17 protein-coding genes are annotated in these 20,992 nt (G+C 41.7%); 12 read left to right on the plus strand and 5 right to left on the minus strand.

Features of this window, described 5'->3' with window-relative positions:
- Nucleotides 1-102: 102 nt before the first annotated feature.
- Complete coding sequence (locus K1X56_06970; protein ID MBX7094442.1) at nt 103-723, minus strand: inorganic pyrophosphatase; 621 nt, start codon at nt 721-723, stop codon at nt 103-105.
- Between the two features lie 5 nt (nt 724-728).
- Complete coding sequence (locus tag K1X56_06975) at nt 729-1,628, minus strand: 1,4-dihydroxy-2-naphthoate polyprenyltransferase (protein ID MBX7094443.1); 900 nt, start codon at nt 1,626-1,628, stop codon at nt 729-731.
- Nucleotides 1,629-1,753: 125 nt separating this feature from the next.
- Here K1X56_06975 and K1X56_06980 point away from each other — a divergent pair, with 125 nt between their 5' ends.
- Nucleotides 1,754-2,155 (plus strand): hypothetical protein, encoded by a 402-nt coding sequence (locus K1X56_06980; GenBank protein ID MBX7094444.1) that lies wholly within the window; start codon nt 1,754-1,756, stop codon nt 2,153-2,155.
- On the opposite strand, the gene K1X56_06985 is transcribed toward K1X56_06980, so the two are convergent.
- Both K1X56_06985 and K1X56_06990 read right to left on the minus strand, forming a co-directional pair.
- On the minus strand, nt 2,137-3,279 hold the full coding sequence (locus tag K1X56_06985; protein MBX7094445.1) for a GAF domain-containing protein: 1,143 nt from the start codon (nt 3,277-3,279) through the stop codon (nt 2,137-2,139). The genes K1X56_06980 and K1X56_06985 overlap by 19 nt on opposite strands.
- A gap of 129 nt (nt 3,280-3,408) precedes the next feature.
- Complete coding sequence (locus K1X56_06990; GenBank protein MBX7094446.1) at nt 3,409-4,698, minus strand: citrate synthase; 1,290 nt, start codon at nt 4,696-4,698, stop codon at nt 3,409-3,411.
- Between the two features lie 567 nt (nt 4,699-5,265).
- Here K1X56_06990 and guaA point away from each other — a divergent pair.
- The 9 genes from guaA to K1X56_07035 all read left to right on the plus strand — a co-directional run bounded on the left by guaA (nt 5,266) and on the right by K1X56_07035 (nt 17,829).
- Nucleotides 5,266-6,795 (plus strand): glutamine-hydrolyzing GMP synthase, encoded by a 1,530-nt coding sequence (gene guaA / locus K1X56_06995; protein MBX7094447.1) that lies wholly within the window; start codon nt 5,266-5,268, stop codon nt 6,793-6,795.
- A gap of 20 nt (nt 6,796-6,815) precedes the next feature.
- On the plus strand, nt 6,816-8,867 hold the full coding sequence (locus tag K1X56_07000; GenBank protein ID MBX7094448.1) for a LysM peptidoglycan-binding domain-containing protein: 2,052 nt from the start codon (nt 6,816-6,818) through the stop codon (nt 8,865-8,867).
- On the plus strand, nt 8,864-9,760 hold the full coding sequence (hemF, locus tag K1X56_07005; GenBank protein ID MBX7094449.1) for an oxygen-dependent coproporphyrinogen oxidase: 897 nt from the start codon (nt 8,864-8,866) through the stop codon (nt 9,758-9,760). Before K1X56_07000 ends, hemF begins: the two co-directional genes overlap by 4 nt.
- A gap of 49 nt (nt 9,761-9,809) precedes the next feature.
- Nucleotides 9,810-11,285 carry a hypothetical protein gene (locus tag K1X56_07010; protein MBX7094450.1) on the plus strand — a complete coding sequence of 492 codons (1,476 nt, stop codon included), beginning with the start codon at nt 9,810-9,812 and terminating at the stop codon, nt 11,283-11,285.
- 42 nt (nt 11,286-11,327) lie between these two features.
- Nucleotides 11,328-11,858, plus strand: a complete 531-nt coding sequence (locus tag K1X56_07015; GenBank protein ID MBX7094451.1) for a hypothetical protein — start codon at nt 11,328-11,330, stop codon at nt 11,856-11,858.
- Nucleotides 11,859-11,975: 117 nt separating this feature from the next.
- Entirely contained in the window at nt 11,976-13,583 is a 1,608-nt protein-coding gene (locus K1X56_07020; GenBank protein ID MBX7094452.1) for a CTP synthase, read from the plus strand.
- A 2-nt stretch (nt 13,584-13,585) separates the two neighbouring features.
- Nucleotides 13,586-13,996: a hypothetical protein gene (locus tag K1X56_07025; GenBank protein ID MBX7094453.1), complete on the plus strand. Its 411-nt coding sequence runs from the start codon at nt 13,586-13,588 to the stop codon at nt 13,994-13,996.
- Between the two features lie 2 nt (nt 13,997-13,998).
- The gene (locus K1X56_07030; protein MBX7094454.1) at nt 13,999-14,406 is read left to right on the plus strand and encodes an acyl-CoA thioesterase; all 408 of its coding nucleotides are present in this window, start codon (nt 13,999-14,001) and stop codon (nt 14,404-14,406) included.
- 42 nt (nt 14,407-14,448) lie between these two features.
- Nucleotides 14,449-17,829, plus strand: coding sequence for a caspase family protein (locus tag K1X56_07035; protein ID MBX7094455.1), 3,381 nt, complete (start codon nt 14,449-14,451; stop codon nt 17,827-17,829).
- Here K1X56_07035 and folP read toward each other — a convergent pair.
- Nucleotides 17,816-18,727: a dihydropteroate synthase gene (folP, locus tag K1X56_07040; GenBank protein ID MBX7094456.1), complete on the minus strand. Its 912-nt coding sequence runs from the start codon at nt 18,725-18,727 to the stop codon at nt 17,816-17,818. The genes K1X56_07035 and folP overlap by 14 nt on opposite strands.
- Between folP and K1X56_07045 the strand changes: the two genes are divergently transcribed.
- Complete coding sequence (locus K1X56_07045; GenBank protein MBX7094457.1) at nt 18,719-19,264, plus strand: DUF1599 domain-containing protein; 546 nt, start codon at nt 18,719-18,721, stop codon at nt 19,262-19,264. The two genes, folP and K1X56_07045, sit on opposite strands and share 9 nt — an antisense overlap.
- A 63-nt stretch (nt 19,265-19,327) precedes the next feature.
- Nucleotides 19,328-20,974 (plus strand): DoxX family protein, encoded by a 1,647-nt coding sequence (locus K1X56_07050; GenBank protein ID MBX7094458.1) that lies wholly within the window; start codon nt 19,328-19,330, stop codon nt 20,972-20,974.
- Nucleotides 20,975-20,992 lie beyond the last annotated feature (18 nt).

Raw genomic sequence — 20,992 nt, forward strand, 5'->3', positions numbered from 1 at the left:
GAAAAAGTAATTGTACGCGATCGGTCTTCTGTGGTTTTATGCGACGACTGCCTGCGGATTTCAATCGGATTACCTGCGGAAAATGCAATCCTGCTGGAAAAATTAAAAAGCCTGACCAATTAATTTTTTGTAGTCGTCCATACTGGCTTCAATCACTTTTCTGGCTTCGCTAGCATCGTAAACTTCTGCAATTTCTACACTCGGTTTGGCTTGTCCCGGTAAATCTTTATAGGTTAAAAAGTAGTGTAAAATCCGGTCGCGCAATTTTTGTGGCAGGTCCGAAATGTTTTGGTAAGGACCATATACCGCATCGTCTTTCATAACAGCAATGATTTTATCATCCGCTTCTTCCTTGTCGATCATTCTGATTCCTCCAATGGGAATGGCCTGAATAATGATGGCACCGTGCATAATCGGACGCTCAGAAAAAACCAGAATGTCAATCGGATCTCCATCTCCCTTGATGTTTTTCTTGGATGTAGCCTGCATACATAAATCGGCCACTGCTGTTCCGCAATACGTTTTCGGAATGAATCCGTATAGAGCAGGGACTACATTTGAAAATTTTTGTGGACGATCCACTTTCAGGAATCCCGATTTTTTATCGATTTCATATTTCACGGTATCGGTAGGTACAATCTCAATAAAAGCATTGACCATATCCGGACTTTCTGCGTGCCAGTCGATGCCATGCCAGGGATGCAATTGAAAAGGTTGAAACATGCTGCTCATAGTGAAAGAAGTTGACCCGTTAAAAACAAGAGTGATAATAAAAAGGTACCTATTGCAATTCGTTTTAACTCCGGATCCAGTTGTTTGGGTTCTTTACAAGAGAATACAGTGAAAATATTTTTTATAAATAAGGGACTCACCAGTAGAAATAAAAATTGAAACCAGGATTCAAAACGCAGACTGGTCCAGGTAATAAAAAGTGAAGGTGCCAGCACCATGAGCTGTATATGATACCATTTGGCAGCATCAAATCCCATTTTTACCACCAGGGTGTTTTTTCCGGATGCTTTATCGTTAACATGATCCCTCATGTTATTCATGTTTAATACAGCAACACTCAACAATCCGATTCCGGAAGCAGGTAGAAAAATATCGAATTGTAATTCGGCGGTCATTAAAAAATGACTACCCGCAACGCCAACCCATCCGAAAAATAGAAATACAAACAAATCGCCCAATCCTGAATATCCATACGCTCTTTTTCCGATGGTATAAAATAAAGCCGCCGCAATAGAGGCAATACCCAATATCAAAAAGAAGAGAGCCATTCTCCACCCATAGGTTTGTGTTGCAATGTAAATCAGACTTAATCCGGAAATTAAACTGAAGACGATAAAAAGCAGAATAGCTCTGAACATCTGTTGCTGACTAATGCTTCCACTTTGCAAGGCGCGTTCAGGTCCTACACGTTGAGCGTTGTCGGTCCCTTTTACAAAATCGCCATAATCATTGGCCAGGTTGGAAAGGATTTGTAGGAATAGAGTGGTGGTAAGTGCCAGTATAAAAATGAAGGTATTCCAATGTCCGGACAAAAGCGCACATCCCGATCCTGTAATGATGGTACTAAATGATAGGGGGAGCGTTCGTAAGCGAAAAGCTTTTATCCAGTTTTTCATGAGGAGCAAAAATACAATTCGCAATGCCACGAGCAAACGCTTTTTTAGTTAGAGATTTCTATATTCTTCAATTATTTGATTCAAACATTTGATTTTCAGAATTAATTTTTGCAAATTGTAAAGCTATGTCCGATGTTTTCGGTAAATACGAATTAAAACGAACAATTTTCGATTTCCGTCCAGATGGAATTGTTCACGTTCGTTTCAGAGATTGGGAAACCATTACTCTCGATGATTATTTTGAAGGGATTGAACTGATGCAGTCGCTCGGTAAAACCGACAAGTATCTTTTTCTTTACGAGTCTGGAGAAAATTCCCTGGTAAGTGATGATTTAAGAAGGGCAGCCGCTAGTTCCGAAAACAATCAGTATACCATTGCAGATGCCTATGTGGTTCGATCGTTGGCTCAAAAAATAATCGGTAATTTTTACGTTCGCTTTAATAAACCGGTACGGCCAACTCGTATGTTCAATACGCTTGATGATGCCATTGCCTGGTTAAAGGAACTTCAGGCCAGGGAGCTCTGATCGGGGATATGAATTTCTACCAGGGTTCCATTGCTGGTGTCAAAGGCAATTTGTCCTTCTAATTGTTCCACCAAATCTTCTACCAAGCCAAGTCCGATCGAATTTCGTTTTTCATTTTTTGAATCGAAACCGGGACCATTGTCTTTGAATGCCAAATGAAATCCGGTGTTGTTTTTTTCGAATCGTACATTCAATATCCCGGGTTTTCCTGGTTTAAAGGCATACTTAAATGCATTGGTCACCACTTCGTTGGTGATGAGTCCAAAAGGAATGGCTTTTTTAATAGCAATAGGCACATGCTGAATATTCTTATCGATATTCACATGCATACCTACACCCATGGATCCGTTGAGGTGACTGAGTAAGTTCTCGAGGTAAACTCCAAAATCAATCTGTGCGTAATTTTTGGAAGTGTATAGTTGCTCATGGATATAGGCCATGGATAAAATTTTACTTCTTACTTCATCCAATAAGCCTTCATGAAATTCATCTTTCGCTTTGTATTTCTGAAGATTGATCAGGCTGCAAATAATCATCATATTATTTTTCACCCGGTGATTGATTTCATTGAGCAGGACTTCCTTCTCATGCAAGGCAATCTCCAATTGATGATGCAATTCATTTCTACGATGTGTCTCCATACAGAGTGAAAGCATTTGCGCAATACTAATGGCAAAACTTTGTTCTGAAATGGTCCATAACCGTTTTTCTCCCACATGCTCGAAACAAACCAGTCCTACCATTTCTCCTTCGATGCGGACAGGAATATCCATCATAGACTGGATACCCAGTGGCAAAATATAACTGTCTAATAATTCCTTGTTGAATGATGCAGAAACGGCATCGTCGCTCACAATTTTTTCTGCACCCGAAATATGTTTGAAATAATTGGGATATAATTCTACCGGCAACAATTGTCCTTTGCTAAAACCTTCAAGTCCTTTTTCAATGGAACCGATACAGGTAAGTGCTGTAAACTTCGGATCTATGGTCCACACATTCACGCGCGCCACTTGTAATCCCTCTGCCGCTTTTACCAGAATTTCATGAATGGCCACATCCAAATCGCCATGCCGGATAGCAGAACTTTTTGTTAATGATTCTATGATTCCGATATAATTCACCTGTGTGACTTTATAACAATTTAAATTATTCTCGGTTCAAATCCAAAAGCTTATCGATTACATCGCAGAAATTGTGACAAAAAAAATCCCGGTTCATTGCTGACCGGGATTTCATAGTTATTGCGGATATTATTTGCGGCTTTTGATGTCCACATAATCTCTCTTGGTATAACCAGTGTAGATCTGACGCGGACGACCGATTGGTTCTTTGTTTTCGCGCATTTCTTTCCACTGAGCAATCCAGCCCGGTAGACGTCCAATAGCGAACATAACCGTGAACATATCTACAGGAATTCCAAGTGCACGGTAAATGATACCGGAATAGAAATCCACGTTTGGATAGAGGTTTCTTTCTTTGAAATATGGATCGTTCAATGCATGTTCCTCGAGTTTCTTCGCGATTTCGAGAACCGGATCGTTGATGCCAAGTTTGTTCAATACATCGTCGCACGCTTTTTTGATGATGCGGGCACGCGGATCGAAGTTTTTGTAAACGCGGTGACCAAATCCCATTAAGCGGAACGGATCGTTTTTGTCTTTTGCTTTAGCAACCCATTTGTCAACGTTACCGCCATCCTGACGAATCGCTTCCAACATTTCAATTACTTCCTGGTTTGCACCACCGTGAAGTGGTCCCCACAATGCATCGATACCTGCAGAAATTGCAGAATATAAATTTGCTTGCGAAGATCCTACAATACGAACGGTAGAAGTAGAACAGTTTTGTTCGTGGTCGGCATGTAAAATCAACAATACATCCAATGCACGTGCAACAACCGGATCAGGAGTGTAGTCCAGCGTTGGCATGGAATACATCATGTGCAGGAAGTTTTCGGTGTAGGAATATTTGTTTAATGGATAAACCACCGGGTGACCAATTGAATTTTTATAAGCCCACGCAGCAAGTGTTGGCATTTTTGCAAGTGCACGGTAAATGGTGAGCATTACTTTTTCATTGGACCTGTTTGGATCTAATGAGTTGGGATAGAAAGTAGATAGTGATGACATCAATGAAGCAAGAATTCCCATTGGATGTGCTCCGGATGGATACGCTTCATAAAAACGTTTCATGTCTTCATGCACCAATGTGTGATTGGTGATGTTATCGTTGAATTGTTTGAGTTGTTCAGCAGTTGGAAGTTCACCAAAAATCAACAAATAAGCGACTTCTACAAATGAAGATTTTTCAGCAAGTTGCTCAATGGGATAACCGCGGTAATGCAATACTCCATTTTCACCATCAAGGAACGTGATGGCACTTTTTGTTGCACCGGTGTTTTTGTACCCGGTGTCCAGTGTAATGTACCCGGTTTCATCACGAAGTTTAGTGATGTCGATGGCTTTCTCTCCTTCTGTTCCTTCAATTACCGGCAGTTCGTACTCTTTGCCGTCAAGGATAATTTTTGCTGTCTTGCTCATGGATTGGTGATTTTGCTGTTTTTTGGTCACTATAATCGCCTAAAAATAATAAAAGAAGACATCAAAAAGCGGAAAGGAGAAAAAAAATATTGAACGGTAAAAAGGAAGGGATGGGCAAAAAAAAATGCCGCTGGTTGAACAATCAAAATCAGAGAGGTCATGTTCAATTTGCCATCGGCATTTTTCGCAAGCAGGGTCGCAGTGCGACTCAAAACTTGTTGACCGGTTAAGGTCTCGTATGTTTTATCCGGTGGGAAATATGCGCCACCTGGAACTTGAGTTTTTGTCCGGGCGGCTTCGAAGCAGAATGCTTCTCAAGGGTGTTCGCTTTTCCAAATCTAAACAGATTTTGCTAAATAAAAAAAGGGTAGCGGGGAATTTGGTTGATAAACCCTAAAAGGAGAATCTAAGGGCTTGAAACTTAGAAATTAAAATGTTGAAATTATTTTTTATATACATCTGTATCAATCTGGCAGATAATCAACAGATAAGGACAGATATTCATTGTTAACAATTTGAAAGGTGCATCATTCTTCTGCTGGCCTTCCGAATGTTATCTTTGCGCCCATGCATGAAATGATCCTCATCCTCGACTTTGGGTCGCAATACACCCAGCTGATTGCCCGCCGTCTCCGCGAAATGAATGTTTACTGCGAGATCCACCCCTTTAATAAAATTCCCGCTATCGATCATCACCTGAAAGGTGTTGTATTATCGGGAAGTCCTTTTTCAGTTCACGATCCCAATCACCCGGTGCCTGAATTGAGCGATTTTATTGGTAAGGTGCCTGTGTTAGGTGTATGCTACGGAGCTCAGTTTCTGGCGCAGACCAATGGCGGTTTAGTAGAGCGTTCGCAGATTCGCGAATATGGAAGAGCAACTTTGAAATATGTGGATGAAAATTCGGCATTGACCAAGGGCATGAGCGAAAACTCGCAGGTGTGGATGTCGCACGGAGATACCATCACCAAAGTGCCGGAAGGATGTGAAATCATCGCTTCTACTTCCGACGTGAATGTGGCAGGTTATCAGTTTAAGGATAAACAAGTGTGGGGAATTCAGTTCCATCCGGAAGTGTATCACTCCACCGAAGGAATGATTTTACTCGGAAATTTCGTTAAGGATATTTGTGCTTGTTCAGGAAGCTGGACACCCGGTTCCTTCATCGATTCTACCGTTGAGGAATTAAAAAATAAAATCGGAAACGATGTGGTGATAATGGGCCTATCCGGAGGAGTAGATTCATCAGTTGCCGCTGTTTTATTGCATAAAGCAATTGGGAAAAATCTCCATTGCATTTTTGTAGATAATGGATTGTTGCGTAAAAACGAATTCAATGAAGTTTTAGAAAGCTATAAGCACATGGGACTCAACGTTACCGGTGTGGATGCCAGAGATCGTTTTTATTCGGCGTTAAAAGGACAAACCGATCCGGAACAAAAAAGAAAAACCATCGGTCGCGTTTTCGTTGAGGTATTTGATGACGAATCCAAAAAACACAGCGCAGCGAAATGGTTGGGACAAGGAACGATTTATCCGGACGTTATTGAATCGGTTTCCGTAAAAGGTCCGAGCGCTACCATTAAATCGCATCACAACGTGGGAGGATTACCCGATTATATGAAACTTTCGGTGGTGGAGCCTTTGCGTGCTTTGTTTAAAGACGAAGTTCGTCGCGTTGGAAAAGCATTGGAAATTGATCAGGCGATTTTGGGTCGACACCCATTCCCCGGTCCGGGATTAGGTATTCGTATTCTTGGTGATATTACGCCGGAGAAAGTGGCCATTTTGCAAGAAGTGGATCATATTTTTATTTCCGGTCTGAAAAAACATGGACTGTACGACCAGGTTTGGCAAGCAGGAGCAATTTTGTTGCCGGTTCAAAGTGTGGGTGTAATGGGGGATGAAAGAACCTATGAAAATGCAGTGGCTTTAAGGGCAGTAAGCAGTACAGATGGGATGACGGCCGACTGGGTTCATCTGCCTTATGAATTTTTGGCACACATTTCGAATGAGATCATCAACAAGGTAAAAGGTATTAACCGTGTAGTTTATGATATCAGTTCAAAACCACCTGCAACAATAGAATGGGAATAAAAAGAAATATACTTGGTATAATGCTGTGTCTGGTCACCCTGGTGATGACCGGCTCATCTGCTTTTGCTCAGCCTTCCGGTGCAAAAAAAGAAGTTATTGATGGAAAGGAATACTACATCCATACCGTTGTTAAAGGTGAAACCATTTATGGTATTTCCAAAACCTACAAAACAACCCAGGATGCCATTTTAAAAGCCAATCCGGGAAGTGAAAAAGGATTGAGTATTGGTCAGCAATTGCGCATTCCTGTTGCTTCGGAAAAAACGGTTAAAGATGGAGGAAAAGATAACTCCAAAGATCAATCGGAGATTGATAAGAAATTTAATCAGTACATGGCCGATGGCGATAAGGCGATGAGTGCAAAAGATTATGCCAAGGCTTTACAATTTTATAAATCGGCCAAAGATTTAAAACCGGAATCGCCCACTGCTTTTGCTGCGTATAAAAAAGCGGATGAGGCACTGGCTGCGCAACAGAAGGAGCAAAAAAATGGTGCTCCAGTTGCAACCAAAGAATACAAGGTTGAAAAGGGAGAAACCATTTATGGTATTTCCAGGAAACTGAAAATATCGCAGGAAAAAATACTGGAATTAAATCCCGATGCCATTCACGGATTGCAGGAAGGACAAATACTAAAAATTCCGGCAGAAGGGGAAGGCAATAATGAAAAAGTAATTAAAGATAATCCTGCTAAAGAAATTGTTAGTGGCGATATTGTATTGCTGGAACATGCCGTACAAAAAGGAGAATCGCTCTATGGTTTGTCGCAAAAATACCATGTTAGTCAGGATTCCATAAAACTTTACAACAATGGTTTACCGGAGGGAATAAAATCCGGACAGGTTTTAATTATTCCCGTAAGCAAAATTGCAGCTGAGAAAAATGGCTGGAAGGCTTATCCGGATATTCGCAAGAATGAGGAAACCAAAGTTGAAATGCCGCGTGGAAATGGGGTGAAGGAAGTGTATAAAGTTGGATTGTTTTTACCATTTTACCTCGATAAAAATCAGAGTATGATGGAAAACAAAGGACCATTGTCCAATGTTGAATTATTTGAACCTACCCGTCAGTCGCTCGATTTTTACCACGGGGTTTTATTGGCGCTGGATTCTTTAAGTAAATACGGATTAAATGTCGATCTTAAAGTATACGACACGGCACGCGATTCGGTAAAGCTCGCCAAATATGTAGCAGAGGCTGATTTCGCCAATCTGGATTTAATTATTGGTCCAACCGACCTCGTTGAAATTGTGGCTCGCGCTGCCAAAGAAAAAAAGATCCCGATGGTTTGTCCCTTTGGTTACACCAATAAAATTCTATTCGAAAATCCATACGTCACCAAAGCCGTTTCCACCACTTCAATCATGGTGAGTGAGATGTCGGAATACATCGCTACTACCTATGCCAATGAAAATATTATTCTAATTGACGGCAAAGGGAAAAAAGATGAAACCATTGTTGCCGCCTATAAAAAGGAACTCAATGAAAAATTAATATCGGGTGGAAGAAAAGATTCCATTCGAATAGTAAAAACAGATGTCTCCGGAAATAAAGCATGGGTTGAACGATTATCGAAAGATAAAATCAATGTATTGGTCGTTCCCAGCAGTGATTTAAGTTTTGTGTCCAGCTTCTTTAATACGTTACAGGGGACCAGTTTAAAAACTCAGTACAAGGAATATCGTTTTGCGGTGATTGGAACGGAAGATTGGATTAAGTGGGACGATATTGAGGCGCATCTGAAAGTGAAGTTTGGGGTTCACATTCCATCCAGTGTATCTATTTCGTTTAACGACACCCTTCGTACGGTTCCTTTCATTCAGGCATTCCGTTCTAAATTTTCTACCGATCCGGATAAATATGCCATGATGGGATTTGATCTGGCCTATTTCTATTTGGGTGGTTATTTAAAAGAGGGAACATCCTTTGCCTCGCATTTAGAAGATTTTGATGTAGAGTTGGTTCACACCCGATTCAAATTCCGCAGGGTTTCGAATGGAAGCGGATACATTAACTCGAATGTTTACATCCTTAAGTATGAGGATTTCCGATTAATACCGGTTAAAAAATGACAACAACCAAGGAAGCGATTGCTCATGAGTTTCGACTGATTCAGGATGAAATCTGCAAAGGTTTGGAGCAATTGGATGGCAGCGGAAAATTTGTAGAAGATGCATGGCAACGTGATGGTGGAGGAGGTGGTCGTTCCCGAGTATTAATGCATGGTGCTTTAATTGAAAAAGGCGGTGTAAATTTTTCTGAGGTCCATGGCGAATTGCCTGCCCACATGAAAAAAGAATTCGGAGAAGAAAATACTACCTTCTACGCTACCGGAGTTTCCATTGTGCTTCATCCCGAAAATCCTTGGGTGCCCATCATTCACATGAACATCCGCTATTTCGAAATGAGTAATGGCACCTGCTGGTTTGGTGGGGGGATTGACTTAACTCCGCATTATGTACGACCCGATCAGGCTGAGCGTTTTCATTTGCACATGAAAAAAGTATGCGATGCTTTTCGTCCCGATGCCTACACGCAGTTTTCTCAATGGGCTGATGAATATTTTTTTATTCGCCACCGCAACGAAACCCGTGGTATTGGCGGTATATTTTTCGATCACCAGAAACCTGCCAATGATCAGGAACGAAAATCACTTTTTGATTTTGTATGCAGTGTAGGCAGGACTTTTGTCCCCGCTTATTCCGAACAAGTTCAATTAAACCGCCATCTCCCTTACGGAGAAACCGAAAAGCAATGGCAACTGTTGCGCAGAGGTCGTTATGTGGAATTTAACCTGGTTTACGACAGAGGGACACGCTTTGGACTGGAAACCAATGGTCGGATCGAATCGATTCTCATGAGTTTACCGGAAACGGCATCCTGGTTGTATAACCATCAGCCTGCACAAGGGAGCAAAGAGGCTGAAACGTTGAAATTATTACAACCCGGACAAAAACGTCTCTAAGTTCTAACACAAAAAAAAATTTCTATCTTTTCCTGCAAATTCTAAGCGCATGAAAAGACTTTTACTGTTGATCGCCTGCGGATGGGTTGGAACCCTTCATGCACAGCAGGAGTATTCCTCATTTACGGCAACAGGAAGAGGTGGAGCCACCACTTTTGTAACCGACTATCAGGCAGTGGGAATTAATCCTGCCAATGTGGGACTCCAAAACCAATATGGCAAAAAAATGGCCATGGGATTTTCGGAAATGACTTTCTCACTTCACTCCGAAGCTTTAACCAAACAAGATTTACGCGATAACCTGAGTGCATGGATCAGAGGCGACTCTACCAATAATTTTACTCAGGCAGAAAAAATCAATGCAGCCAAAAGTTTTACCGATGCCGGTTTTGCGATTAATGCAGACGTTGGAGGTTTCGGTTTCTCTTATTGCGATCCGAAAATCGGTGGTATTGCATTCCGCATGAGCGACCGTTTTCAGTGGTATTCTAAATTAGGACAACAAGCCAGTGAAATGCTTTTCCTCGGTTTTAATGCTCCATATTTCGATAGTCTTCTATACAACAACGGAATCGATACCGTAACCATTGCGAATAATCCGAACATGTCGCAAGACAGTATTGATAATGTGGTGTTAGGATTTACCAATGCACCTAAAATGATTTCCCAATTGCTCGACGGAACTGTAATGACGATGTCGTGGACACGCGAATACAATTTATCGTATGGCAGAAAATTATTTGGTAACGATAGCACCTTCGCTATTTACGCCGGAGCAGGAATTAAATATTATCAAGGGATGGCTTATCTGGATGTGAATGCAGAAGGAGGTCAACTGAATGCCTTTTCTTCCATTTCTCCCGCTTTTAATATCGATTACGGAACTGCAGCATCGAGCAATCCTTCTACGGTTACCCAAACCGGAAAATTTCCTAAGCCGGTGGGTATGGGATTTGGTTTTGATTTAGGGGTGAACATCCTGATCAAAAACAAAATAAAAATCGGTGCGGCCATTACCAATATTGGTAGCATGACCTGGGATGGAAATGTGTACACCATGCGTGATACCTTGATTTATGATACCGATAATCCGGGTGCAAACAATTACAATATTGTGGGTCAACTCAGCGATTTATCCGGTGATAAAGGATTGTTCGCCTGGCAAGGTGTTGAAAAACGCAAAGTGAATTTACCCACTACAGTTCGTTTTGGTGCAAGTATGAAAATCGGAAAAATTGCAGAATTAGGTTTTGACTGTATCGTTCCTACCAATACCGAAGCAGGTAGTTTTCAGAAAGCAATTATCGGATTTGGTGGCGACATCACCCCGGTGAAATGGGTACGCTTATCGGCAGGATTTATGACGGGTGGAAATTATGATTTCTCTGTTCCTCTCGGAATTACGTTCATTGCGCAGGATGGTCGCTGGGAAGGCGGTATTGCGAGTCGTGATGTGGTGACCTTCTTTACGCAGAATGGTCCTACCATTTCCTTCTCTGTTGGATTCCTCCGTTTCAGATTCTGATTTTTTTGGTTCATTTTTTGCATGATTTTCAAAAACTTCAATATGAAAAAATCAATACTATTCTTCACTTTGCTTTTGGTATCTGCCTTTGCTCAGGCACAGTTTACCATCGATTCGCCCGATTTTTCGGCCAAGTTTAAGAGCTTATTCGAATTGGCGAAGAAAAGATGGACTACCGAAAAAACAGGTACCAAAAAGGATATTTCAGAATATGGTTTTGTGGCGCAGTACAATGCAACAACCACATTTAACCAATCACAGTATTCGCGCATTGTGGTGGATAAAGACGGAATTTTCGGTCACGATACCCGTTTTAAAATCGGTGCCGACAAAGCGGCTGCAAAGCGTGTTTTATCGGAAATGACGGAAATCATAAAGGCCAATATGCCGGCTAAATTTCTCCTGCGCGACAGCTGGGATGAGAATTACCTCGATGGTACGGCTTATGTGGTGGAGTACGACTCTGAAATCTTTGCCCAGCAAGCGAAACAGCCTTCTGCGCGCATTGGAATAAGAGAGGTAAACGGAAGTTTTGTAATTGATCTTACCATCTTTGAACCTATTTTTAAATAAGTAAAAATTACTGTTTTAGAGGGGGACAAGCTTGCTTGTCCCTTTTTATTTTTGCTCATTTTACATTTGGTGGTCTTTTTCGGTTAACTTTGAACCCCGTAGTTACACAATAAAATCATGTCGAATCCAGCCAAGTACATTTTTGTAACCGGGGGCGTTACATCGTCGTTAGGAAAAGGGATCATTTCTGCATCTCTAGCCAAGCTTCTTCAGTCCAGAGGTTACTCCGTTACCATTCAGAAACTCGATCCCTACATCAATGTGGATCCGGGAACCTTAAATCCTTATGAGCATGGTGAATGCTTCGTAACCGAAGACGGTGCCGAAACGGATTTGGATTTAGGTCACTACGAACGTTTTCTCAATGTTCCAACTTCCCAATCGAACAACGTAACTACTGGTCGCATTTACATGAATGTGATCGAGAAGGAGCGCAAAGGGGAATACCTGGGGAAAACAGTACAGATTATTCCTCATATCACCGATGAGATCAAGAACCGCATCAAAATTCTCGGGAACAAAGGCGATTTTGAATTTGTCATCACCGAAATCGGTGGAACGGTAGGCGATATTGAATCCTTACCCTATGTTGAAGCAGTACGTCAGTTAAAATGGGAATTGGGTGGCGATTGTATCGTTATTCACCTCACGCTAATTCCATATCTGGCCGCATCGGGCGAATTAAAAACAAAGCCTACGCAGCACTCCGTAAAACAATTACTCGAATTGGGAATTCAGCCCGATATTTTGGTTTGCAGAACGGAACATCACCTCAACAAAGAAATCAAAGAGAAGATTGCGAAGTTTTGTAATGTGAGTAAGAATGCCGTTATCGAATCGATTGATGCTTCTACCATTTATGAAGTTCCATTGTTGATGAAGGATGAAGAACTGGATCAGGTGGTATTGGAAAAATTAAACATGCCACAACGCAGTGAACCGGATCTTTCGAAATGGAATGAATTTTTATACCGGTTAAAACATCCAACCCGAAAAATTAAAATCGGATTGGTAGGAAAATACATTGAATTAAAAGACAGTTATAAATCCATCGTAGAATCGTTTATTCACGCCGGTGCAGCGAATGATTGTAAGGTGGATTTGCAATGGATCAGTTCTGAAACTTTAACGGAAGAAAACCTTGCCGAAAAACTGGATGGATTAAAAGGAATTCTGGTTGCTCCAGGTTTTGGTTCGCGCGGTATTGAAGGTAAAATTCTTGCGATTCAGTATGCACGCGAAAACCGTATTCCCTTTTTCGGAATTTGTCTGGGAATGCAATGCGCCGTTATTGAGTATGCACGAAATGTATTGGGATTAAAAGATGCCCATACGATGGAAATTGAACCCAATACCAAGCATCCGGTTATTGCATTGATGGAATCGCAAAAGGATATTACTGCTAAAGGAGGAACCATGCGTTTGGGTGCCTATCCTTGTAATTTACGGGAGGATTCCAAAGCTTTCCAGGCCTATGGAAAATCGGCCATCTCAGAACGTCACCGTCACCGTTACGAATTCAATAATTTGTATTTAACCCAATTGGAAGAAGCAGGATTAAGTCCGGTGGGAATTAATCCCGATAATCAATTGGTAGAGATTGTAGAAATAAAAGATCATCCATGGTTTGTTGGTGTGCAATTCCATCCGGAATACAAGAGCACCGTTTCGAACCCGCATCCTTTGTTTGTTTCATTTGTTAAAGCAGCAGGCGCCGCACAATAATGATCATGAACAATAATGAACTTGTAGAAATTGCCACTCTCCAGAAGGAGATTGGGACGTATATCGGCGGACTCGAACCAGAGAGTCTCTTATTCGAATTCAGCACGCGTGATGCGGGTAAAATTCGTTTGGATTTAATTACCGTAAACCCACGTCACAATCAATCGTTTCTTTTTCAAACCGTAGAAGGTTATGATAAAGCAGACGCATTGAAAAAAATGCTGGATTACGTAAAAAACTACAAGGAACGCGAAAGCTCATATACCATTCAATGGTCACTAAGAGGCGGAGTTGAATTGCATACTTCTTATTTCCGTGCCAGAAATGTGTTTGAGGCATTGGATAAACTTACCTATGGACGCGATATTCATTCCATCATTGTTTATAGTGTGGTATTAAACCCCATCAGCTAAACATGGAGCGCATTTCTCATACCTGTAAGATTGAAGTCCGCTTTGTAGATATCGATGTAATGGGACATGTAAACAATGCGGTTTACCTCAATTATTTCGAGCAGGCAAGGATGCATTTTTTTCGCGCAAAAATTGGAACGGAGTGGGATTGGGTGAATCATGGAATTCTCCTGGCCAGAAATGAAATTGATTATAAAGAGCCCACGCTTTTATTCGACGATTTGCATATCGAAACCTGGCTGGGTAAGGTGGGGACAAAAAGTCTTGAAATGGAATACGAAGTATTTGTTCCCGAATCCGGTTCCCGAAAAATAAAGGCAAAAGGTAAATCTGTATTGGTTTGTTTCGATTACACCCGCAAATGCACCACCGAAGTGCCCGAAGTATGGCGTTCACTTTCTAATTCTTAAGCATCAATTCCTTACATTTGGTTAGAACCCAATGCAAGGATTATGAAGTCAATTTTTTCCGTCTTATTTTTTCTATTCGTAATCAACCTTTATTCGCAGGAGAATGGCGTTGCCGTTGCGTTGCAAAAAGGACATTCCCGCTATTTTACCTGTTACGATTTTAGCAGCGACGGAAAATTACTTGTTACCGGTAGTTATGATAATTCCATTATCCTGTGGGATTTTAAAACGGGAAAACAAATTCGAAGTATTTCCCGCCACAGCAATGCTTTGCGAACGGTTGAATTGAGTAAGGACAATTCCCAAATTCTTACTTCATCGGCCGATGGGAAGTCCAAATTATTTTCCGTTAACGACGGTAAGCTTTTGCAGGAATATGAATTGAAAAAAAACGATTTATTCGAAGCCCATTTTTCGCCTTTAAATACCTATGTCTATTTGATCGATAATCGGGATGGCGTTGAGGTTTTTGACCGCCTTTCCGGAAAACATGTTCGAAGAGTAGAAAAAAGTTATTCTGCCTTCCATCAGGATCGCATCATTTCCGTGAATGATGAATGGATTTTGAGCAGCGCTGATTATCAAAAAGCAGTTGTATTAAACATATCAAGCGGCGATACGGTTTTAAAAATTCCGTTCGACAAAGCCAATGGAATGAGTTTTTCTCCGGATGGAAAACATATTATTATTTCATCGGCTAAATTATTTACAACGGTTTTTGATGCCAATACCGGAAAGAAAAAAATGGATTTAATTGCCGACCCCGAGAAAAATTGTGATGGTTGTAATGATCGTCACGCCATTTCTCCCAAGGGGAATTTTATCGTTACTAAATCATCACGTACACCGGCGGTTTTGTGGACCATCAACGGAAAGAAAGTACATACGTTTTGTCCACGTGAGGATAGTCCCGAATTCATCTGTTTTAACGATAATGAGGACCTCATTTTAATTGCATTTGATGATGAAGTAGAGTGCTATAGTTTGAAATCTGGAAAATTAATTGCCGCCGTTAAAAATCCACATGCAGGTGCCATCGAGTTTCAGTTTCTTCCCTCATCCAATCAGTTTTTATTGCCCGGAGATATGAATGAAATCCGCGTAATGGATGCTGCCAACGGAAAGGTGATCCGTAAACTGGAGGGCTATTTAAATAAACCGAAAGACGATGGATTGCGTTTCGATTATTCCTATTGGCGCGATAAAGCGATATTGAAATTCATCAGCATGAAACGAAGTTTTTCATTGTCGCCCGATGGTGGAAAATTATTGTTGGGGAATGTAGATTCAAGTGCACTCGTTATTGATTTGCACTCGGGCAGAGTTATGCACCGTTTGCGCGGACACAGTGGTGTGGTGTACGCCTTCGACTGGAGTTCGGATGGGAAAATGATTGCAACGGCAGGAGCCGACAGAAATATTTCAATATGGAATGCTGCGGATGGAAAGCTGGTAAAAAAATTGACGGGTCACAGAGAATTGATATTCGATGTTAAGTTCAGTGCCGACGGTTCACATTTGATCAGCGGTTCATGGGATGGTACATTGCGGAATTGGGATTTAAAAGAAGATGAATTTCGCGTTATCGATCTTGGCGATGTTTCTCCTTATGCCATTTCCTATTCTCCCAATGAAATATATTTGGTTACGGCAGATTTAGGGAAGGGACTCCATTTCTGGGAGCCGGATGCGGGACAAATATTCCGCACGTTGATCGGACATACCGATTTAGTTTCTTCGTTCGATTTCTCTCCGGATGGAACCAAAATGGCGAGTGCTTCATGGGATGGAAAAGTTAAAATCTGGGATGTGTTATCCGCCATGCAAATTCAACGTTATTCCGATCACCATGCACCGGTATATTCCCTTCGCTGGTCGCACCAGGGTGATTTAATTGCCAGTGGAGGAGGGGATAATCGCATTGTTTTATATTCTACTTCAAAAAAGAATGTGCTTCGTATACTCGAGGGACATCAGGCTGCAGTTACCTGTTTGCGTTTTTCGGAGGATGATCGCTGGTTGTATTCATTAAGTGATGATGGGGTGTTTAAAATCTGGGATTTAAAAAGCGGAAAAGAACTTTATTCGCGTATGCAGATTTCATTCGAGGAATGGTTAGCGATTAGTCCCACCGGTTTTTTCGATGGCTCACCAAAAGCCTTAAAAATGGTGAATTATGTGGATGGTGTTACCGTGGTTCCTGTAGGGTCTTTATTTGATAAATACTATACGCCATCGCTTATTGAAAAGATCAATAACGGAGAGCTGAAAAGTTCTACCGGTTCCTTGAAAAAGGACATGACCGGAAGTGCTTATGTTGAATTTGTTTTCGATGAAAAACAGCGTTCCCTATCCGATAGCGGAGATGTGGTTTTTAAAACCAGCACGGCAAAATTTCCGGTGAAAGTGAAAGTAAGTTCCAACGGAAATGCAGCTGAACGGATCCGGATTTATAACAATGGAAAATTGTTGATTGATGATGTTTTAAAAGACAATACCGTTTTTCGCGGAGGGGAACAAAATGTGCGTGATTTTGATGTGCCCTTGTTTAGCGGAACCAATGAGATTTCCTGTGTGGTGATCAATGAAAATAAAACGGAATCTTCTCCTGCGCTTATGCAGGTTCAGTATGATGCCGAAGGTGGAAAAACAGATTTGTTTTTGTTTTGTATCGGAATCAATGAATATAAAAATCCACAGTATCACTTAAAATTTGCTGTTAACGACGCACGCTCTTTTTCTGCTGCAGTTCAACACGGAGCCTCCGGATTATTTAATTCCGTAAACGAAGTTTGGTTGTCGGACAAAGACGCAACGCGCGAAAATATTCTAAAGAAGTTCGAAGAATTAAAAACGAAGATTGGTCCTGAAGATGTCTTTGTTTTTTATTATGCGGGTCACGGTGTAATGAGTGTGGAATCCGATCCTTCAAAGAGTGATTTTTTTCTCGTCACCACCGATATCACCAATTTCTACGCGGATCCTTCCACATTGCAATCGAAAGCGTTTTCAGCTACCGAATTAATGGCATATTCTGTGGCCATTCCAGCACAAAAGCAGTTGTTTATTCTGGATGCATGTCACAGTGGTGGCGCGCTTAATGCCATGGCTTCACGAGGTGACGGAAGAGAAAAGGCCATTGCTCAATTGGCAAGAAGTACGGGTACATTTTTTCTCACGGCATCTCAGGATGCTCAGTTTGCCAATGAATCAGGTAATCTTAAACATGGATTATTTACCTATGCATTGCTGGAAATGCTGGAAGGAAAAATTTCCGACAACGATAAAAAGATTACAGTTAATGAAATGAAGACCTACGTTGAAGAGCGTGTCCCCGAATTATCGATGGAGTTCAGAGGTTCTGCTCAATATCCGGTAAGCTATAGTTTTGGTCAGGATTTCCCCGTAATTATTTTGCGCTAAAATGATGGAATAAATCGGCGATTTGCCTTGCTTCTTTCACATCGTGTACGCGTAAAAAACGGGCTTGTTTGAGCAGCGAAAGCGCATGCAGTGCATCCGTTCCGGGTAAGGCCTCTTCGGCGGAAATTCCCAATGATTTATAAATCATGGATTTTCTTGAAACGCCAATGAGAATGGGTTTTCCCAGAATGTGCAATTCATTCAATCGCTCCAATAGTTCGAAATTTTGTTCGGCTGTTTTTGCAAAACCAATTCCCGGGTCAATGATAATATCGTGAATTCCCAGGCGATGCAGCTCCTCGATTTTTGAGGAAAAATAGCGGATCAGTTCCCCGACAATGTCATGATAATCCGTCAATCCCTGCATCGTTTCCGGTGTGCCCCGCATGTGCATGAGGATATAGGGACACTTATGTCTGACCAACACCCCGGCCATCTCCGGGTCCAGTGTTCCTCCGGAAATATCATTGATTAAATCAGCTCCAGCATCTAAGCATTTTTCGGCCACCGAAGCGTGAAAGGTGTCGATAGAAACCGGAATATCGGGATTCATTTTCCGTATGATTTCCAGTGCCGGAAGGAGTCGGTTCAGCTCTTCCTCCTGCGAAACCGGCTTAGCTCCGGGTCGGGATGAAGCCGCTCCGATATCGAGAATATCCACCCCGTTTTCCAGCATTTGGCGGACCCGCTGTTCCAGTGCTTCTCCCTTAACGCGACTACCGGCATAGAAGGAATCTTCGGTAAGGTTTAGAATTCCCAAGATGAAAGGCCTGTTCAGGGCTATCAATTCTCCTCTGAGAAATAAGCTTTTTGTAAGGGGAAAAACGTTATCTTTCGGCACCTTTTTGCAGTTTTTTCGCAAGATAAGGTTTGTGCAAACAAAAACTAAATGAACCATACATCCTCACAATACGATTCTGCAATTGCCAAGTGCAGGGATATTTTTGTTAAAAAAACGCACGATTACGGCAGTGCATGGCGAATTTTGCGCACTTCTTCACTTACCGATCAGATCTTCATTAAAGCACAACGCATTCGTACCCTCGAGGAAAAGGGGACGTCCAAAGTGGATGAAGGGATTGAACCCGAATTTATCGGAATTATTAATTATTCCATTATGGCTTTGGTCCAATTGGAATTAGGCTCGGAAGCCGAAACAGATATGCCTGCGGAAAAGGCATTGACCTTATTCAACAAAATGGCAGCCCAGGCTAAATCGCTGATGGAAAATAAAAACCACGATTACGGAGAAGCCTGGAGAAGTATGCGGATTTCCTCCTTTACGGATCTCATTTTAATGAAGCTGTTGCGCATCAAACAAATTGAAGATAACAAAGGAAAAACACTCATATCCGAAGGAATAGATGCCAACTATTTCGATATGATCAATTATGCTATTTTTGCTCTCATCAAACTGGATGAAGGGGAACGTTAAATACCTGTTAAAGAAGCGCCCCATGAAAATCGATCGTCTATTTTCGAAAAAATTGTTCAGCGTATGAAACGAGTTTTAAGTCTTCAGGGTGTATTAGCCATACTGTTTGTGATTGCAGCAGGAATTTTCCTGTACCTGCCTTCACAAAGTGAAACAGTGGTGGATGAGTTTAATATTTATTACATGTTTACCTATTCGGCATTGGGACTCGGTTTCCTGATGCTGGTGCATGAAGCCGGTTTTACCATTGCCACGTTTATTGCGCGGATTTTTACCGGTTCGCTGTTCATTGTATCCGGATTGATTAAAGCGAATGATCCGCGTGGTTTTGGATATAAACTGGAAGAATATTTCCGAGAAGATAGTCTGGGTGGATTCTGGTCGAACTTTCACGACTGGGCTTTACCATTGGCCATTCTCATTGCTTCGAGTGAAGTGGTATTGGGGCTGGCAGTGTTGTTCGGAGGAAAATCGCGTTTAACCAATTGGACCCTCTTTGCCATGGCCTTGTTTTTTGCCTGGCTCACCTGGTTTACCGCATCCTGCAACGATTCCCGCGATCAGTTTCAGGCCGACCGTGCCTTGAAGATGGAACAGGTGGAAAAAGAATGTGGAGAATGGTTTCAATACAAGGACGATGTAATTGATGAATCGTATTTACCCGAAGAGGTAGCCGGAATTACTTCCTGCAGAGAAAAATTTCAGGCCGTAGATACCCTGCATTTCGATCGCGAATGCGTCAACGATTGCGGATGTTTTGGTGATGCGCTCAAAGGAAGCATTGGCCGCTCACTCACACCGTGGGAAAGTTTTTACAAGGACATCACCCTCATGTTTTTTGTACTGGTGCTATTGGTCGCACAAAAGAAAATCGCATTCAACACACTGCGTGATGATGTAGTGATTTTACCTGCTTCCTTATTGGCCATTGCATTATTTGCGGGCGGACTCTTCAGCTGGTGGTTCCCATTCTGGTTTACGCTGATTTGCATTGCACTTTATTATCTGCTTAAAAAATGGTTCATCCCTGCATTGGGTAAAGAATGGACCGTTGCCATCGGAATGATCATTGCATCATTGGTATTTACTTTGTATTGCACGTACTATCTTCCAATCAAAGATTTTCGTCCCTACGCCATTGGTCACGATATCAATGTAGAACGCACAGATATTCCTCCGGTTCTCAAGTTTCAGTATTTGCTCAAGGAAAAAGCAAGCGGAAAAGAAATCTGGTTCGATCAGTTTCCTGAAAACTACGAAGAGAAATACGAATACGTAACCAACAAATCGGAGATCATCGATCCGGGTAAAGATGCACCTGCACGCGATTTTTCAATTAGCCGGATGGAAGATGGAACAGATATTACAGATTCCGTTTTACATATGGATCATGCCTTGCTGGTGGTTGCTTATGATTTAACGCATAGTCCGGTTGGCCGACTCCAAACACTTCAGCAATTAAGTAAAACCGCTTCCGAATCCGGAATGCATACCTATTTGCTGACTTCAACCTTACCCGATCAGATCCGTGAGATTGCATCGAAATATCAATTGGAATTTAATTTCTGTCTGAGCGATGAGAAGGTATTGAAGACGATGATTCGCAGTAATCCGGGATTAATGTATTTGCGCAAAGGTGTGGTAACAGAAATGTGGCCGGGTACACGATTGCCGAATGTGGAGGAAATACAAAGTTTAACTACTAAATAACCGACGAGTGCTGAGGTT

This window comes from Flavobacteriales bacterium (genome assembly GCA_019694795.1).
Lineage (GTDB): Bacteria > Bacteroidota > Bacteroidia > Flavobacteriales_D > UBA2798 > UBA2798.

What these genes read in the sequence shown, in the direction of transcription:
- folP (MBX7094456.1), bottom strand. Translation starts at nt 18,727, where the DNA reads ATGGTTCATTTAGTTTTTGTTTGCACAAACCTTATCTTGCGAAAAAAC.
- K1X56_07015 (MBX7094451.1), top strand. Translation starts at nt 11,328, where the DNA reads ATGAAAAAATCAATACTATTCTTCACTTTGCTTTTGGTATCTGCCTTT.
- K1X56_07045 (MBX7094457.1), top strand. Translation starts at nt 18,719, where the DNA reads ATGAACCATACATCCTCACAATACGATTCTGCAATTGCCAAGTGCAGG.
- K1X56_07035 (MBX7094455.1), top strand. Translation starts at nt 14,449, where the DNA reads ATGAAGTCAATTTTTTCCGTCTTATTTTTTCTATTCGTAATCAACCTT.
- K1X56_07010 (MBX7094450.1), top strand. Translation starts at nt 9,810, where the DNA reads ATGAAAAGACTTTTACTGTTGATCGCCTGCGGATGGGTTGGAACCCTT.
- K1X56_07050 (MBX7094458.1), top strand. Translation starts at nt 19,328, where the DNA reads ATGAAACGAGTTTTAAGTCTTCAGGGTGTATTAGCCATACTGTTTGTG.
- K1X56_06990 (MBX7094446.1), bottom strand. Translation starts at nt 4,698, where the DNA reads ATGAGCAAGACAGCAAAAATTATCCTTGACGGCAAAGAGTACGAACTG.
- hemF (MBX7094449.1), top strand. Translation starts at nt 8,864, where the DNA reads ATGACAACAACCAAGGAAGCGATTGCTCATGAGTTTCGACTGATTCAG.
- K1X56_06975 (MBX7094443.1), bottom strand. Translation starts at nt 1,628, where the DNA reads ATGAAAAACTGGATAAAAGCTTTTCGCTTACGAACGCTCCCCCTATCA.
- K1X56_06980 (MBX7094444.1), top strand. Translation starts at nt 1,754, where the DNA reads ATGTCCGATGTTTTCGGTAAATACGAATTAAAACGAACAATTTTCGAT.
- K1X56_07000 (MBX7094448.1), top strand. Translation starts at nt 6,816, where the DNA reads ATGCTGTGTCTGGTCACCCTGGTGATGACCGGCTCATCTGCTTTTGCT.
- K1X56_07030 (MBX7094454.1), top strand. Translation starts at nt 13,999, where the DNA reads ATGGAGCGCATTTCTCATACCTGTAAGATTGAAGTCCGCTTTGTAGAT.
- guaA (MBX7094447.1), top strand. Translation starts at nt 5,266, where the DNA reads ATGCATGAAATGATCCTCATCCTCGACTTTGGGTCGCAATACACCCAG.
- K1X56_06970 (MBX7094442.1), bottom strand. Translation starts at nt 723, where the DNA reads ATGTTTCAACCTTTTCAATTGCATCCCTGGCATGGCATCGACTGGCAC.
- K1X56_07020 (MBX7094452.1), top strand. Translation starts at nt 11,976, where the DNA reads ATGTCGAATCCAGCCAAGTACATTTTTGTAACCGGGGGCGTTACATCG.